Here is a 16536-nt window from a genome sequence, read left to right as displayed (position 1 = left end):
GTGAGCGGAGCGGCCGACCAGCCAGACCCGGGCGGACCGCCCACCCTGGGGCTGGGCGCCTACGCGCGGATCACCGCGAACTACTGGGCGTTTACCGTGACCGACGGCGCGATCCGCATGCTGGTCGTGTTGTTCTTCCACCAGCTGGGCTACAGCCCGCTGGAGATCGCCTTCCTGTTCCTGTTCTACGAGCTGTTCGGGGTGATCACCAACTTGACTGGCGGCTGGCTGGCCGCACGACTGGGGGTGAACACCACGATGATTGGCGGGACGCTGTTGCAGGTGGCGGCCCTGCTGATGCTCACGGTGCCCGAGGCGTGGCTGGGCGTGGCCTACGTGATGTTTGCGCAGGCCCTGTCCGGGATCGCCAAGGACCTGAACAAGATGAGCGCGAAATCCGGCGTGAAGCTCATCGCCGGGACCGGGGAGGGGCGGCTGTTCCGCTGGGTTGCGGTGCTGACCGGCTCCAAGAACGCGCTGAAGGGTGTCGGCTTCTTCGCCGGTGGTGCGCTGCTCTACACGGTGGGCTTCCAGATGGCGCTGGTGATCCTCGCCGGGATGCTCGCCGTGGTGATGCTGTTCTCGGTGGTGGGCCTGCCGCGCGGTCTCGGCAAGGTCGGTGGCAAGCCGAAGTTCACCCAGATGTTCTCCAATTCCGCCGCGATCAACGTGCTCTCGGCGGCGCGCTTCTTCCTGTTCGGCGCGCGTGATGTCTGGTTCGTGGTCGCGCTGCCGGTGTTCCTCAGCGCCACGCTGGACTGGAACCACATGCAGGTCGGCGCGTTCCTCGCGCTGTGGGTGATCGGCTACGGCATCGTGCAGGCCTCCGTGCCACGCCTGCTGGGCAAGGGCGGGGTGCACCCGACCGGCCTCACTGCGCGGCTTTGGGCCTTCATCCTGATGCTGCTGCCCATCGCCATCGTGATCGGTCTGGAGGTGGGCCTGGACCCGGCCTGGGTGCTGATGGTCGGCTTGGGCGTGTTCGGCGTTGTGTTCGCGATCAACTCGGCTGTCCACTCCTTCCTGATCCTCGACTATGCCGACGCTGACCGCGTCGCGATGAAGGTCGGCTTCTACTACATGGCCAATGCCGGCGGCCGGCTGGTCGGCACCGTCGCCTCCGGTGCCATCTTCATGGTTTGGGGCCTGGAAGGCGCTTTGATCGCCTCCACCCTGTTCATCTTCGCCACCTGGATGATCTCGTCCCTCCTCCCGCGCGAACGCGCACGCATCTGAAAGAATCGAAATCGGGTCGGTCACCTCATTCTTTCAATCCGCTACCTCTAATTCCTCGATGACGGCCGCAAGGGTGCGGGAGCGGTAGCGGTCGGCGTGGCGGACCCAGCCGAGGTGGCGGGTAATGGGCGCGCCGGGCCAGTCGAGTACCGCGAGGTCGGCAGTGGCCATGGTGCGGGGCAGGAAGCCGATGCCGAGGCCGGCGGTGATCATCATGCGGATGACTTCGAGGTAGGGGCTTTCCTGGGCGGCGGTGGGGTGCAGGCCCTGCGCGGCCAGCGCCTGATCGATCTGGCGGCGGGTGGTGGAGTCGACCGGTGGCAGGATCGCCGGCCAGTCGTGCAGGCGTTGGAGCGTATCCAGCGGGGTATCCTGGGCCCGGTTGCGGGCGGTCATCGGAACCAGTTGGTCGGTCCAGACGGTGTGGGCCTCGGCGTTTTTTGGCAGTTCATGCGGCAGGGTAGCCAGGGCCAGGTCGGCGTCGCCGTGCATTACGGCCTCGATGCCGGCCTCCGAATCCATGAACGCGAGTTCCAGTTCCAGCTCCGGGTAGCGCTCGCGCAGGGCCGACAGTGGTGCGGGCAAGCGGTGCAGGGCGATGTGGTGCGAGGTGGCCAGGCGGATGCGTCCGCGCACGACCTGATCGAGGTCGGCCACCTGCTGCTCGATGGCGCGCAGGCGGGCGAGGATCTCGCGGGCCTCGGGCAGCAGGCGCTCCGCGACCTCGGTCGGGCGTACGCGGCGGCCCTGGCGCTCGAACAGGGGGCGTTCCAGCGTGGCCTCCAGGGTCTGGATGCGCTTGCTGATCGCGGGCTGGGTCAGGTGCAGCCGCTCGGCCGCGGCGGAGAAGGCGCCAGTGTCGACGACCGCCACAAAGGCCTGCAGGGATTCGACGCTGAGTTGTTCCGGGCGCATCGGTGTCTCTCCAGTCCCTGCGTGAGATAATGCTCAGTTCGATGGCCGGACTCGGCGTGGTCCGGCGCCCCTTGTATAACTGTATGGAATGATACGGATAAGAAATCGGATTTGAAAGAATACCGGGGCGGGCCCAGACTCTAGATCAACGGGCGTCATGAAACGACGTCATTGCGAGGCGCTGGAGAAGGCACCGTCATGGCGAGGCATTGCCAGATGCACCGTCATTGCGAAGAGCGTAGCGACGCGGCACAAAAGCGCGAAGCGCGTTGAACGGCCGCAGGCAGGCCCGAAGGGCGAGCGCAGCGAGTAACCTCCTGAAGCTGGCAGAGCGCCGGTATCAGGAATCCGGTGGTTCCGGACGGAGGTTGCCGCGTCGCCTTCGGCTCCTCGCAATGACGGTGCTTGTGGCGACGCCGTGCAAGGGCGGGCCTGTATAGCGCCGGTGGAACGCAAGAACGATAGAACGCGGCACGGCCGCGGGAGTAAGGAATGGCAGGCAAGACCCTGTACGACAAGTTGTGGGAGGCGCATGTGGTGCGCGAGGAGCCGGATGGCTCGACGCTGCTCTATATCGATCGCCACCTGGTGCACGAGGTGACCAGTCCGCAGGCCTTCGAGGGGCTGCGGCTGGCCGGGCGCAAGCCGTGGCGCGGGGATTCCGTGCTGGCGGTGCCGGACCACAACGTGCCCACGGAGAACCGCGACCAGGGGATCGCGGATCCGGTCTCGCGCATCCAGGTGGAGACCCTGGAGGCCAACGTCACGAGCCTCGGACTGAAGTTCTTCCCGATGGCCGACGTGCGCCAGGGCATCGTGCACGTGATCGGCCCGGAGCAGGGCGCGACCCTGCCGGGGATGACCGTGGTCTGCGGAGACTCGCACACCTCTACCCATGGCGCGCTGGGCGCGCTGGCCTTCGGCATCGGCACCTCCGAGGTGGAGCATGTGCTGGCCACGCAGTGCCTGTGGCAGAAGAAGACGAAGGCCATGCAGGTTCGCGTGGAGGGCGAGTTGCGCCCGGGCGTGACGGCCAAGGATGTGGTGCTGGCGATTATCGGTCGCATCGGCACCGCCGGTGGTACGGGCTATGCGATCGAGTTCGCTGGCTCGGCGATCCGTAGCCTGTCGGTGGAGGGGCGGATGAGTGTCTGCAACATGTCGATCGAGGCCGGGGCCCGGGCGGGCATGGTCGCGGTGGACGAGGAGACCATCGAATACGTGCGTGGCAAGCCGCAGGCGCCGACCGGCGAGATGTTCGAACGCGCCGCCGAGTATTGGCGCAGGCTGGTCTCCGATCCGGACGCCGAGTTCGACGCGGTGGTGGAGCTGGATGCCGCCGCGATTGCCCCGCAAGTGAGCTGGGGCACCTCGCCGGAGATGGTCGCGCCGATCGACGGCCGGGTGCCGGACCCGGCGGCCGAGAGCGATCCGGTGCGCGCCGAAGGCATGCAGCGGGCGCTGGAGTACATGGGCCTGAAGCCGAATACCCCGATGACGGAGATCCGTCCGGACAAGGTGTTCATCGGCTCCTGCACCAACTCGCGCATCGAGGACCTGCGCGCCGCCGCCGAAGTGGTGAAGGGCCGCAAAAAGGCCGACAACATTACGCTGGCGATGGTGGTGCCGGGCTCCGGGCTGGTGAAGCAGCAGGCGGAGCAGGAAGGGCTGGACCGCATCTTCCTGGACGCCGGATTCGAGTGGCGCGAGCCGGGCTGCTCGATGTGCCTGGCGATGAATGCCGACCGCCTGGAACCGGGCGAACGCTGTGCCTCCACCTCCAACCGCAACTTCGAGGGCCGTCAGGGGCAGGGTGGACGCACGCATCTGGTCAGCCCTTCGCTGGCCGCCGCGGCCGCGGTGGCCGGGCACTTCATTGAACCGTCTGCTTTGAAGGAGGCGTAAGCGATGCAGGCCTTTACCGTAGAGAAGGGGATCGTCGCGCCGCTGGACCGCTCCAACGTGGATACCGACGCGATCATCCCCAAGCAGTACCTGAAGTCGGTCAAGCGCACGGGCTTTGGCCCGAATGCCTTCGACGACTGGCGCTACCTGGACCCGGGCGAGCCGGGCATGGACGGCTCGAAGCGCCGGCCGAACCCGGACTTTGTGCTGAATCAGGCGCCGTTTGACGAGGCGACCATCCTGCTGGCGCGCAAGAACTTTGGCTGCGGCTCCTCCCGTGAGCACGCGGTCTGGGCGCTGACCGATTTCGGTTTTCGTGCGGTGATCGCGCCGTCGTTCGCGGACATCTTTTTCTCCAACAGCTGCAAGAACGGGCTGCTGCCCGTGGTGCTGGCCGAGGACGAGGTGCAAAGCCTGTTCGACCAGGTGGAGGCGAACCCGGGTGCCCAGGTCGAAGTGAACCTGGAAGCGCTGACCGTGACAGCGCCGGACGCGACGGTATTCCGCTTTACGCTCGACGAGGATCGCCGCCATCGCCTGCTGAACGGGCTGGACGACATCGCCCTGACGCTGCAGTTCGCGGAGGACATCCGTGCCTACGAGGAGCGCCAGCGTCAGGAGCGGCCGTGGATGGCGTCGTAGAGGGTGAGGTTTAACCTGTAGGAGGCCAGCCCTCTGGCCGATTGGCCGCGCCCGGAAGCCCCCTCGCCGAGAGGTTTGGCTCCTGCGCGCTCGGGGCCATGGAGGTTTACGAGCCTGTCCTCGGGCCGCCTAGGGCTTACCGGAGGCCCCATCGCCGAAGGGGCTCGGCTCCTACAGGGGGCGATGAATGAATTTGAATATTAATCCGATGGTTGGGAGTCGTTTGTGAGCCGAATTCTTGTATTGCCTGGAGACGGGATCGGGCCCGAGATCGTGGCCGAGGCGCTGAAGGTTCTGGAGCGCGTGGGCGAGATCGGCGGGCTGGATCTGGAGATCGAACAGGGCCTCATCGGGGGCTCGGCGCACGACGCGGCGGGTCACCCGTATCCGGAGGCGACCCGCGAGGCGGCGCGCCGCGCCGACGCGATCCTGCTGGGTGCGGTCGGCGGGCCGCAGTACGAGTCGCTGGAGCGCGATCTGCGCCCGGAGCGCGGGTTGCTGGGAATCCGTTCGGATCTGGGCCTGTTCGCGAACCTGCGCCCGGCGATCCTGTATCCGCAGTTGGCCTCGGCGTCCACGCTGAAACCGGAGGTGGTCAGCGGGCTGGATATCCTGATCGTGCGCGAGCTGACCGGGGGGATCTATTTTGGCCAGCCGCGCGGGATCGAGGAGCGAAACGGGGAACGCTACGGCTTCAACACGGCGGCCTACAGCGAGTCGGAGATCGAGCGGATCGCGCGGGTCGGCTTCGAGGCGGCAATGAAGCGGGGCAAGCGCCTGTGTTCGGTGGACAAGGCCAACGTGCTGGAGGTCTCCGAGCTGTGGCGCGAGGTGGTCGAGCGCGTCGGGAAGGAATTCCCCGAGGTCGAGCTGTCCCACATGTATGTGGACAACGCCGCGATGCAGCTGGTGCGCGATCCGAAGCAGTTCGACGTGATGGTCACCGGTAACATGTTCGGCGACATCCTGTCCGATGCGGCGGCGATGCTGACCGGCTCCATCGGCATGCTGCCGTCCGCCTCGCTGAACAGCGAGGGCGTAGGTCTGTACGAGCCGATTCACGGTTCGGCGCCGGATATCGCGGGGCAGGGCAAGGCCAACCCGATGGCGACCGTACTGTCGGTCGCGATGCTGCTGCGCCACAGCCTGAACCGCAACGACCTGGCGGAGCGCATCGAGGCCGCGGTGGGTCGGGTGCTGGATCAGGGCCTGCGTACGCCGGACATCTTCGGTGAAGGCATGAAGCTGGTGGGTACGCAGGGTATGGGCGACGCCCTAGTAGCTGCACTGGACGACTGATAGTTTATCAGACCCTTGAAGAATAAAGTTCAACCAGGAATTAACAATGAGTGACCGCAAATTTGACGTGGCCGTGGTCGGTGCAACCGGCGCCGTCGGCGAGGCCCTGCTGTCCATCCTGGCCGAGCGCGACCTGCCGATCGGGCGCGTGCATGCCCTGGCCAGCTCGCGGTCGGTGGGCAAGACGGTCGACTACGGCCGGCGCGAGCTGGAGGTCGAGGACCTGGCGACTTTTGATTTTTCCACGGTGCAGATCGGGCTGTTCTCGCCGGGTGCCTCGGTGTCCGCGGAATATGCGCCCAAGGCGGCGGCGGCCGGCTGTGTCGTGATCGACAATACCTCCCAGTTCCGCTACGACCCGGAGATCCCGCTGGTGATCCCGGAGGTGAATCCGGATGCGGTGGGCGATTACACGAAACACGGGATCATCGCGAACCCGAACTGCTCCACCATCCAGATGCTGGTGGCGCTGAAGCCGCTGCACGACGCGGTGGGCATCGAGCGTATCAACGTGGCGACCTATCAGGCCGTGTCCGGTACCGGCAAGGAGGCGATCGAGGAGCTGGCGCACCAGACGGCGGCGTTGCTGAATGGCCGTCCGGTGGAGTGCAATGTGTATCCCAAGCAGATCGCGTTCAATGCCCTGCCGCACATCGACGTCTTCCAGGACAACGGGTACACCAAGGAAGAGATGAAGATGGTCTGGGAGACCCGGAAGATCATGGGCGACGAGTCCATCCTGGTGAACCCGACCGCCGTGCGCATTCCGGTGTTCTACGGGCATTCCGAGGCCCTGCATATCGAGACGCGCGAGAAGATCAGTGCGGAGAAGGCGCGCGAGATCCTCTCCGGCGCACCGGGAATCACGGTGCTGGACAAGCACGAGGACGGGGGCTACCCGACTGCGGTGACCGAGGGTTCCGGCAAGGATGCAGTGTTCGTCGGGCGCATCCGCGAGGACATTTCGCACCCCCGTGGGCTGAACCTTTGGGTGGTCTCGGACAACGTGCGCAAGGGGGCCGCGCTGAACACGATTCAGATCGCGGAGGTTTTGATCCGCGATTACCTGTGATTTAATCCGGGAAAACGCCGGGGACACTACCCGGTACATCCGTGGCCAGGGGGTCGTCGGCCGTGTCGGCCGGGGCATTAAGGCCACGTGGCATTTTCAGGGGGAATTCGTGCGCAAGTTATTGGTTGGGTTTTTGTTCTTGCTGCTGGTGGCCCCGGCGTCCTCGAACTCCGTGGGCTTCGGCGAAATCAATCTTCAATCCTTCCTGAATCAGCCCTTGCGGGCGGAGATTCCCTTGCGGGGAACGGCGGCCGCCGGCGATTCGCTGCGAATTCGCCAGGCATCCGAGGATGCGTACCGCCGCGCCGGTCTGAACCGTGGCGGTGTTCCGGGGGACCTGAACATCCAGGTCGAGGGTGACCGCATCATCCTGACCACACGCCGGCCGGTGCGTGAGCCCTATGTGGGCATGTTGCTGGAGGCACGCTGGGATGGCGGGCGCGCCATGCGCGAGGTCTCGCTGTTGCTGGACCCGCCCGGTACGATGCCTTCCGGCACTTCCGCGCCGGCCGTGAGCCGGGACTCCGGCGCAGTACCGCGGGCGACCCGCGAAGGCGAAACCATCCAGGTGCGCAGCGGCGACACCCTCTACGCGGTGGTGCGCCGCAGCGGTGTCTCGGGATACAGCGACGAGCAAGCCATGCTCGCGTTCCTCGATGCCAATCCGCAGGCCTTCATGGGCAACAACATCAATTCGCTGCGCGCGGATGCGGAATTGCGTACGCCGTCCCGCGAACAGTTGGAGGCGCGCAGTACCGCCGAGGCGCGGGCCGAGGTTGCCGACCAGACGCGCTCCTGGCAGGAATCCACTCGTGTCGCCCGCGAAGAACCGGAGCCGGCTCCGACCGCGGCTGAGGAGGGTGTCGAGGGCGAGGCGTTGGCCGAGGACGAAGAAGCGGCTGTTTCCGAGGATGCTGCCGCGGCGGTTGAGGACGACCAGTCCGCGGTGGCCGATGCGGAATCGGCCGTGACCGAGGACGAAACGGCGGTGGGCGACGAGGCCGCGACCGACGAAGTGGCGGCCGAAGATCGCCTGGAGATCGTCGCCGATCTGCTGCCGGAAGGTGCCGAAGCCGGGGCAACCCAGGGCGGTTCCGAAGAGCTGCTGCAGGAAGCCCTGCTATCCCAGCGCGCCGAAATGGAAGGAATGCGCGACGAGCTCTCCGAACTGCGCGAGGAGCTTGGCGAGCGTGGCCGTCTGGCCGAGGTGTCCAGCGAGAACATGGCTGGGCTCGAGGAACAGCTGAGCCAGCTGCGCGCCGAGCGCGAACAGCTGCGCACCCGTCTGGATCGCGCGGATGCCGAACGCAATGCCCCGCTGCACGAACGCATCATGAATGATCCGTTACTGCTGATGATGGCGATTGCGCTGGTCATTCTGCTGCTGCTGGTGTTGCTGGCTTTTGCCCGCGGCGGCCGCCGCGAGGTGATGGTCGACGAACATGGTTCCGGCCTGAAGCCGCGCGCGGACAACAGCAAGGTGCAGGCGACCGGCTCCGATGCCCGCGGTTACGAGACCGGGGGGATGGGTTCGTCCGAACGCTCGGCGACGGGCGCGGCCGCCGCCACCGTGGTTGGCACGGCCGCGGCGACGGGTGGCGCGGAACGCGATGATACGCAACAGGAAGAGTCTTCCCACCTGTCGTCCGAGTCGGGGGAAGAGGTTGGCGAGGTCGTGGTCGCCAGCACCAGTCAGAATGGAGGCGAGGCGACCGATGACGTACTGGCCGAGGTAGATGTCTGCCTGGCGTACGGCATGAACGATCAGGCGGTCGAGACGCTCAATGCGGCGATCGAGCGCGACCCGGATAACAACCAGTACCGCCTGAAATTGGTCGAGGCACATCTCGCGCTTGAGGATGAAGAGAGCGCAAGGCAGGCGGCCGGTGCGCTGCGCGATCGGCTGGATGCGGGTGATACGACTACGCGTGATCGCCTGTCCGATCTTGAATCCCGGATTGGTCAGGGGGCCGGCCTTGGCACCGCTGCAGCCGGTGGCGCGATGGCCGGTGATCTCGGCGATGCGCCTTCGACGGAATCCGACAGCAATGAGATCGATTTCTCGGGTCTGGAGCTTCCCGAGACCGACGAGGCAACGGAAGGTCCGGGGAGCGAGCCGGGTACGGATGATCAGGGCCTGTCGTTCGACCTCGACGAGAATCTGGAAGCGGATCTGGCGAACGCCGCGGAAGGTAATGTTTCCAGCGAGGATTCAGCTGGGGACCTCAACAATCTCGCGTTCGACCTCGACGAGAACGAGCTGCCGGAGACGGATTCCATCTCGAGTGGCGGAGAGGAGACGGCGCAGGAACCTGGCCTGGATCTGGACGAGGACCTGTTTGGCCCGGGTGATTCCGGAGCGCCGGCTGCCGGTCAGGGCGAAACCGCGGATGGTTCCGCAGGAGCGGACGCGGACGAGAATGTTACGCGTCTGAGCCTGGCCCAGGCCTATGCCGACATGGGGGACCAGGAAGGCGCTCAGGAGTTGATCGACGAGGTCCTGGCTTCGGGCACCGACGATCAGAAACGCGAGGCCGAGGGGATCCGCGAGCAGATTCAGGGCTCGTGATCGTCGGGAAGTCGAGGTTCTGGACGGGATATTCCCGGTCCGGTCTCGGCTGACTCCCGCAGTGTGAAGACCGGCCCCGCCCGGGGGCAAAACCCCGGGCGGGGCCTTTTTGGTTCCATCGATCGCTGCGAGGGCGGTTCACGCTTGGTCAAGACCTGCGAATTGCCGACAGAATCGGAACCGCACCCGCCGGGCGTGGTGTTGGCGGTGTGGGCGTTGCTGGGGGTGCTGGCAGCTTCTGCTGCGCTGGTATCGGCCGAGCCGCGGGTACTCGTGGTAATGGCCGCGCTCGTGGGCGGCCTGGCGTGGCCCGGCGGGTTTGCCTGGGGCCGAGCCGGTCGCTTGATCCTGCGCATGAAGTGGTTCTACCTCTCCCTGCTGGTCTTCTATGGCCTGTGGCCGATGGAGGGTGGCAATCTTGCTGCTGGGCTCCAGGAGGCCGGGACTCGTATCCTCGCCCTGGTCCTGGTGTTGCTGCTGGTGGTCTGGCTCACCGAGCGGTTTTCAAGGCCTGTGCTCGTACGCAGTCTCGGGTTGGTTCTTGGGGGACCTTGGCAGGTGTTCGGTGCCTGGGGCGAGCGTTTCGCCCGGCGACTGTTCCTCGCGCTGGTTTATTTCGAGGGTGATCGGCCGGCGACCAAGGCGCGTCGGGACGCGCTTGGGGGAGCGAGAAAGGCTCGGCTGGAAGCGGTGCGCGAGTGGCTGGTGCAGCGTCTGGATCAGGCCCTTTCCGGGCAGTGGGGCGCGGAGGATGGCCCGGCGGAGCATGGGCATGGGCCGGAGAATCGGGCGGTTCCCTGGACGCCAGTTATCGGCTTGTGGGCCGGGGTGCTGGCCGCCTGGCTCACTTGGTGGTTTTTTTGAGGAGCGGGACTTTGACCGAGGCGCACGCACAATTGGGCTTCAACGACGCGGGTGAGCGGGTACAACGCTGGGCGCTGGGGGTCGAATATGACGGGCGTGGGTTGTTGGGCTGGCAGCGTCAGAAGGACGGTCCCAGCGTGCAGCAGCATTTGGAAGCGGCGCTGGGGTTTGTGGCGAATCATCCGGTCGAGTTGAGTTGTGCGGGGCGCACCGATGCGGGAGTCCATGCCACGGCGCAGGTGGTGCATTTCGATACCCCGGCGCAGCGCGAACCGCGGGCATGGATCCTGGGCGCCAACAGTCGGCTGCCTGACGCCATTGCCGTGACGTGGGCGCAACCGGTTCCGGAGGCGTTTCACGCCCGGTTTGGCGCATTTGGCAGACGGTATCGCTACGTCATTGCGAATCGAGCGGTGCGTCCGGCGCTGGAGGCCGGGCGAGTGTCCTGGTGGCGGCGTCCGCTGGATGCGGAGCGCATGCACCGTGCGGCTCAGACCTTTGTTGGCGAACATGACTTCAGCAGCCTGCGGGCGGCGGCTTGCCAGGCGAAATCGCCGGTGCGGCGCGTGCATTCGCTGTCGGTCATCCGGCGCGGGGCACTTGTGATCCTGGACATCCACGCGAATGCCTTTCTGCATCACATGGTGCGCAATATCGCCGGCGTGCTGTTGGCCGTGGGGGATGGGCGGGCCGATCCGGGCTGGCCGCAGGAGGTTCTGGCGGCGCGCGATCGGCGCGCGTCGGGGATCACCGCGCCGGCCGGCGGACTCTATTTCGTGCATGTGGATTATCCGGTGGAGTTCGAGCTGCCGATCGCCGCGGGGCCGGTTCTCGACGGCGTCCCGGGGAATGGGCCGGGGTGATTGCGGGAAAGCCGGATAGCGCGCCGGGTTCTGGTAGGCTTTGCGACCGGATATGAGGAGGCCGGCGGCGCATGCGTTATCGGGTGAAGATCTGCGGAGTGACGAGCCCGGAACAGGCACGCGCCGCGGCGGCGGCTGGGGCCGATGCCATCGGGCTGGTGTTTCATGCAGCGAGTCGGCGGGCGGTTGAGCCGGCGCAGGCCGCGGTCATCGCGGCCGCGCTGCCGCCGTTCGTGACCACGGTGGGTCTGTTCGTGGACCCTGAACCGTCCCGGGTCGAAAAGGTGTTGCAGACAGTAGGGCTGGATTGCCTGCAGTTTCACGGGCACGAGACGGCGCCGTTTTGCGCGCGCTTCGGGCGGCCTTATCTGAAGGCCATCGCCATGGGCGAGGGGCAGGATCCACGCCCGGCGATGGAGCAGCACCCGGATGCCCAGGGGTTTCTCCTGGATAGCCATGGTGGGGGGCGCAGCGGCGGGTCGGGGCATCGCTTCGACTGGCAGCGCGTCCCCGATGCCCTGGAACGGCCCTGGCTGCTGGCCGGGGGGCTGGACGCGGACTCGGTGCGCGCTGCGCTGGAACACCTGCGCCCGTACGGGGTCGATGTGAGTTCCGGGGTGGAATCCGCGCCCGGGGTCAAGGATGCACGACGCATGCGGGCCTTCGTGCAGGCGGTGCGTCAATGCGAGGTGGAGACTGATGAACAAGATTGACTGGGCGGCTTTCCCGGATGCCCGTGGGCATTTCGGGCCGTATGGCGGGCGCTTCGTGTCCGAGACCCTGATGGGGGCGCTGGACGAGCTGCAGGCGGTGTACGAGCAGTACATGCAGGATCCCGACTTCCTGGCGGAGCTGGATCATGACCTGAAGCAGTTCGTTGGGCGGCCCAACCCGCTCTATCACGCCGAGCGCATGTCGCAGGAACTGGGTGGTGCGCAGATCTACCTCAAGCGCGAGGACCTGAACCACACCGGCGCGCACAAGGTGAACAACACCATCGGCCAGGCCCTGCTGGCCAAGCGCCTGGGCAAAAAGCGGATCATCGCCGAGACCGGTGCCGGACAACACGGCGTCGCGACTGCGACCGTGGCCGCACGGCTGGGGCTGGAATGCGTGGTCTACATGGGCGAGGAGGACACCCGGCGCCAGACACAGAACGTCTATCGCATGCGCCTTCTGGGTGCCGAGGTGGTCGCGGTGAAATCCGGGACCCGCACCCTCAAGGACGCGTTGAACGAGGCGATGCGCGACTGGGTAACCAACGTCGACGACACCTTTTACATTATCGGCACCGTGGCGGGCCCGCATCCGTATCCGGCGATGGTGCGCGACTTCCAGGCGGTGATCGGCCGCGAGGCGCGCGAGCAGCACCTGGAGATGACCGGCCGCCTGCCGGATACCCTGGTGGCCTGCGTCGGCGGGGGGTCCAACGCGATCGGGTTGTTCCATGCGTTCCTCGGTGACGAGTCGGTGGAGATGGTCGGGGTCGAGGCCGGGGGCGATGGTGTCGAGACCGGGCGGCACTCCGCACCGCTGTGCGCCGGGCAGCCCGGCGTGCTGCACGGTAACCGCACTTACCTGATGGAAGACGAGAATGGTCAGATCATCGGTACGCACTCGGTCTCGGCGGGTCTGGACTACCCGGGCGTGGGTCCGGAGCATGCGTGGCTGAAGGATATCGGCCGGGTGAACTACGTGTCGGTAACGGATGACCAGGCGCTGGCCGGCTTCCACCGCATGACCCGCACCGAGGGCATCATTCCGGCACTGGAGACCAGTCATGCGATTGCCCATGTGCTGGATCTGGCTCCGCAGATGCGTCCCGACCAAAGCATCATCATCAATTTGTCCGGTCGCGGCGACAAGGACTTGAACACCGTGGCCGAACGCGAGGGGATTACGCTATGAGCCGCATCGAGCAGCGTTTTGCCGAACTGCGCAAACAGAATCGCGCGGCGTTGATCCCGTACGTGACTGCGGGCGACCCGGAGCCGGGGGCCACCGTGCCCCTGATGCACGCACTGGTGGAGGCCGGGGCCGACCTGATCGAGCTGGGCGTCCCGTTTTCCGATCCGATGGCTGACGGCCCGGTGATCCAGAAGGCCTGCGAGCGGGCCCTGCGCTTCGGGACCGGGCTGCGCGATGTGCTGGCCATGGTGGCGGAGTTCCGCAAGACTGATACCACCACGCCGGTGGTCCTGATGGGCTACCTGAATCCGGTGGAGCGCATGGGGTACGAGACCTTTGCCCAGACCGCGAAGGCAGCCGGGCTGGACGGGCTGCTGACGGTGGACCTGCCGCCGGAGGAAAGCGAGGACGTGGTGGGGCTGCTGGAGCAGGCCGGCATCGATCCAATCTTCCTGATCGCGCCTACGACCTCGGAGGCACGTATCGATCATGTGGCCCGGGCGGCGCGCGGCTTCGTTTACTACGTATCGCTCAAGGGCGTGACCGGTTCGCAGACCCTGGATACCTCGGCACTGGCCGCGCGCCTGGAAGGTCTTCGCCGCCACACCGGGCTGCCGCTGGGCGTGGGCTTCGGCATTCGTGATGCCGAGACTGCGGGGAAGGTCGCGCAGGTGGCCGATGCCGTGGTGGTGGGCAGCGCGATCGTGCGCCTGGCCGAGGAGCACGACGGAGATGCCGACGGCTTTGCCCGTGCGGCGGCGGTGGTGGTCAGTGAGATGCGTCATGCCATGGATGCGGCGCGCTCCCCGGGCGCGGCAGCCACGGTGTAGAATGCGCGGCGCCGATTCGAATTACGGGGAGACGGCATGAGCTGGTTCGAGAAGTTGATGCCTTCGCGCATCCGCACCGACAACGCGACCAAGCGCGGGGTCCCGGAAGGTCTATGGGTCCGTTGCGAGGGCTGTGACGCGACGCTTTATCGCCCCGAGGTGGAGCGCAACCTCGATGTCTGCCCGAAATGCAGTCATCACCGCCGGATGAGCGCACGCCGGCGCCTGGAGACCTTCCTGGACGCCGAGGGCCGCGAAGAGATCGCGGCGAATATCGAATCCTCCGACGTCCTGAAATTCCGTGATTCCAAGAAGTACAAGGATCGCCTGGTGGCTGCCCAGAGGGCCACCGGTGAACGCGATGCCATGGTGGTGATGCAGGGCCAGCTTCTGGGGCGCCCCTTGGTGGCCTCTGCCTTCGATTTCCGCTTCATGGGCGGTTCCATGGGCTCGGCGGTGGGCGAGCGCTTCGTGCGCGGGGCCAACCGCTCGCTGGAACTGGGCATCCCGCTGGTGTGCTTCAGTGCCTCCGGCGGTGCGCGCATGCAGGAGGCATTGTTCTCGCTGTTGCAGATGGCCAAGACCAGCGCGGTGCTGGCGCGCATGCAGGAAGAACGCATCCCGTTCATCTCGGTGATGACCGATCCGACCATGGGTGGCGTGTCCGCGAGCCTGGCCATGCTGGGTGATCTCAACGTGGCCGAGCCGAATGCCCTGATTGGCTTTGCCGGGCCGCGCGTGATCCAGCAGACCGTGCGCGAGACCCTGCCCGAGGGCTTCCAGCGCTCGGAGTTTCTGGTCGAGCATGGTGCAATCGACATGATCGTCGATCGCCGCGACATGCGCAGTCGTCTGGCTGCGGTGCTGGGCATGCTGACCCACGCCCCGGCGCCGGGCGCCGACCCGACCGCGGATGAGGCGGAAGGCGAGGGGGCCGTCGAGGTGATCAGCCCCGAGAACGGCGAGGACGTCGAGCGCGTCGACTCGCCGCGCGCCTCCTGAGGCAGTCGGTGCGCTTCACGACCCTGGCGGAGTGGCTTGCCTTCCAGGAGCAACTGCACCCCGTGGGGATGGATCTGACCCTGGAGCGCATTGCCCTGGTGGCCGATCGCCTGGGGCTGCGCGGGGCCGGTGGACCACCCACCGTGATCGTGGCCGGGACCAACGGCAAGGGCACGGTGGTGACGCGTACCGCGGCCCTGCTGCAGGGCCAGGGGCTGAAGGTGGGTCTGTTCACCTCGCCACATCTGCTCCACTACAACGAACGTATCCGGATCGACGGCGAGCCCGTCTCCGATGCCGCCCTGTGCCGTGCCTTCGAGGCGATCGACCAGGCCCGCGGCGAGGATTCGCTGACCTATTTCGAGTTCGGTGCACTGGCGGCGGCCTGGCTGTTCCGCGAGCAGAATGTCGCGGTGCAGGTGCTGGAAGTGGGTCTGGGCGGGCGCCTGGATGCCGTGAATATCTGGGATGCCGACGTCGCTGCGATCACGGCGGTGGACCTCGACCATCAGACCTGGCTGGGCGACAGTCGCGAGGCGATCGGACGCGAGAAGGCCGGTGTCATGCGCCCCAGTCGCCCGGTAGTGCTGGGTGAGCCCGAACCGCCGGCCAGCGTGCTGGAGCATGCCGAACAGTTGGGGGCGCAGGTCCTGCGCAGCGGGCGTGATTTCACCCTGACGCGCGATGGGACCACGCTACGATGGCAATGGCAGGGGATGGAGCGCGAGTGGCGAGTCGAGGGCGCAGCCGCCCGGATCGACGGTGCGGCGCTCCTGAACACGGCGACGGCCCTCGCGGTGGTCGAATCACTGGGACTGGCCCGGGGGCTCGACGAAGGTGTCGTCAGTCGGGCCCTGGCGGTCTCGGCGCCGGGGCGTCTGCAGGTGGTGCACGGCGAGCCGGAATGGCTGCTGGATGTTGCCCACAACGTGCATGCGGTGGGCGAACTCGCCCGCTGGCTGGAGGCGCATCCCGTCCCGGGCGCGGTGGTGGCCCTGGTCGCCGTGATGGCGGACAAGGAGCGTGCCGCTATGTGGAGCCGTCTGGATGGCCTCGTCGATGCCTGGGTGCCGGTCCCGCTGGATTTGCCGCGGGCATTGCCCGCCGCGGCGCTGGCCGACGAGCTGGAGGCGAGCGGGCAACGCCCGGTGTCTCGCGTGGACGACGTCGCGCTCGCGATCGCGGAAGCAACGCGTTGCGCCGGACCCTGTGGCCGGGTGGTGGTGTTCGGCTCGTTCTACACCGTGGCGGCCGTGCTGGAGCAGTCGCAGGATCTGGCCGACGTGGCACTTTCCGGGCAGGCCGAGGCGCTCAGTGGCGCGGGCGAGGTTGTATATGCCCTTTGAGCATCAGGAGCGTCGTGCCCGCCGGCTTGCGGCGCCGGCGGGAGCCGGCGTACTGTCACAGGCGCGTAGTGTTTCCTTAACTGGC

Annotated in this window: 14 protein-coding genes; 13 read left to right on the top strand and 1 reads right to left on the bottom strand. The window is 66.7% G+C overall.

What is annotated here, in order from left to right; all coding sequences use genetic code 11:
- Complete coding sequence (gene arsJ / locus D578_RS0109165) at nt 1–1236, top strand: organoarsenical effux MFS transporter ArsJ (protein WP_018949666.1); 1236 nt, start codon at nt 1–3, stop codon at nt 1234–1236.
- 33 nt (nt 1237–1269) lie between these two features.
- Here arsJ and D578_RS0109160 read toward each other — a convergent pair whose 3' ends face one another.
- Nucleotides 1270–2151: a LysR family transcriptional regulator gene (locus tag D578_RS0109160; protein ID WP_018949665.1), complete on the bottom strand. Its 882-nt coding sequence runs from the start codon at nt 2149–2151 to the stop codon at nt 1270–1272.
- A gap of 492 nt (nt 2152–2643) precedes the next feature.
- On the opposite strand from D578_RS0109160, the gene leuC reads away from it, so the two are divergent.
- The 12 genes from leuC to D578_RS0109100 all read left to right on the top strand — a co-directional run bounded on the left by leuC (nt 2644) and on the right by D578_RS0109100 (nt 16451).
- Nucleotides 2644–4056 carry a 3-isopropylmalate dehydratase large subunit gene (gene leuC / locus D578_RS0109155; RefSeq protein WP_018949664.1) on the top strand — a complete coding sequence of 471 codons (1413 nt, stop codon included), beginning with the start codon at nt 2644–2646 and terminating at the stop codon, nt 4054–4056.
- A gap of 3 nt (nt 4057–4059) precedes the next feature.
- Nucleotides 4060–4698 (top strand): 3-isopropylmalate dehydratase small subunit, encoded by a 639-nt coding sequence (gene leuD, locus D578_RS0109150; RefSeq protein ID WP_018949663.1) that lies wholly within the window; start codon nt 4060–4062, stop codon nt 4696–4698.
- Between the two features lie 225 nt (nt 4699–4923).
- Nucleotides 4924–5997: a 3-isopropylmalate dehydrogenase gene (leuB, locus tag D578_RS0109145; RefSeq protein WP_196800676.1), complete on the top strand. Its 1074-nt coding sequence runs from the start codon at nt 4924–4926 to the stop codon at nt 5995–5997.
- A 46-nt stretch (nt 5998–6043) separates the two neighbouring features.
- Nucleotides 6044–7069, top strand: coding sequence for an aspartate-semialdehyde dehydrogenase (locus D578_RS0109140; RefSeq protein ID WP_018145859.1), 1026 nt, complete (start codon nt 6044–6046; stop codon nt 7067–7069).
- 109 nt (nt 7070–7178) lie between these two features.
- Entirely contained in the window at nt 7179–9638 is a 2460-nt protein-coding gene (locus D578_RS0109135) for a FimV/HubP family polar landmark protein (protein ID WP_018949661.1), read from the top strand.
- Nucleotides 9639–9833: 195 nt separating this feature from the next.
- Nucleotides 9834–10502 carry a hypothetical protein gene (locus D578_RS0109130; RefSeq protein WP_018949660.1) on the top strand — a complete coding sequence of 223 codons (669 nt, stop codon included), beginning with the start codon at nt 9834–9836 and terminating at the stop codon, nt 10500–10502.
- 11 nt (nt 10503–10513) lie between these two features.
- On the top strand, nt 10514–11365 hold the full coding sequence (truA, locus tag D578_RS0109125) for a tRNA pseudouridine(38-40) synthase TruA (RefSeq protein ID WP_018949659.1): 852 nt from the start codon (nt 10514–10516) through the stop codon (nt 11363–11365).
- Between the two features lie 71 nt (nt 11366–11436).
- Nucleotides 11437–12078 (top strand): phosphoribosylanthranilate isomerase, encoded by a 642-nt coding sequence (locus D578_RS0109120; protein WP_018949658.1) that lies wholly within the window; start codon nt 11437–11439, stop codon nt 12076–12078.
- Complete coding sequence (gene trpB, locus D578_RS0109115) at nt 12065–13273, top strand: tryptophan synthase subunit beta (protein ID WP_018949657.1); 1209 nt, start codon at nt 12065–12067, stop codon at nt 13271–13273. The genes D578_RS0109120 and trpB overlap by 14 nt, the downstream gene beginning before the upstream one ends.
- Nucleotides 13270–14103 carry a tryptophan synthase subunit alpha gene (trpA, locus tag D578_RS0109110; RefSeq protein WP_018949656.1) on the top strand — a complete coding sequence of 278 codons (834 nt, stop codon included), beginning with the start codon at nt 13270–13272 and terminating at the stop codon, nt 14101–14103. The genes trpB and trpA overlap by 4 nt, the downstream gene beginning before the upstream one ends.
- A 36-nt stretch (nt 14104–14139) precedes the next feature.
- Complete coding sequence (gene accD, locus D578_RS0109105) at nt 14140–15105, top strand: acetyl-CoA carboxylase, carboxyltransferase subunit beta (protein WP_018949655.1); 966 nt, start codon at nt 14140–14142, stop codon at nt 15103–15105.
- 8 nt (nt 15106–15113) lie between these two features.
- Nucleotides 15114–16451, top strand: coding sequence for a folylpolyglutamate synthase/dihydrofolate synthase family protein (locus tag D578_RS0109100; RefSeq protein ID WP_018949654.1), 1338 nt, complete (start codon nt 15114–15116; stop codon nt 16449–16451).
- Nucleotides 16452–16536: the final 85 nt, after the last annotated feature.

It is taken from the genome of Thioalkalivibrio sp. ALMg11 (assembly GCF_000377905.1).
Taxonomy (GTDB): domain Bacteria; phylum Pseudomonadota; class Gammaproteobacteria; order Ectothiorhodospirales; family Ectothiorhodospiraceae; genus Thioalkalivibrio.
Note: the sequence above shows the minus strand (reverse complement) of the source record. Positions and strands in the feature narration are given on the sequence as shown.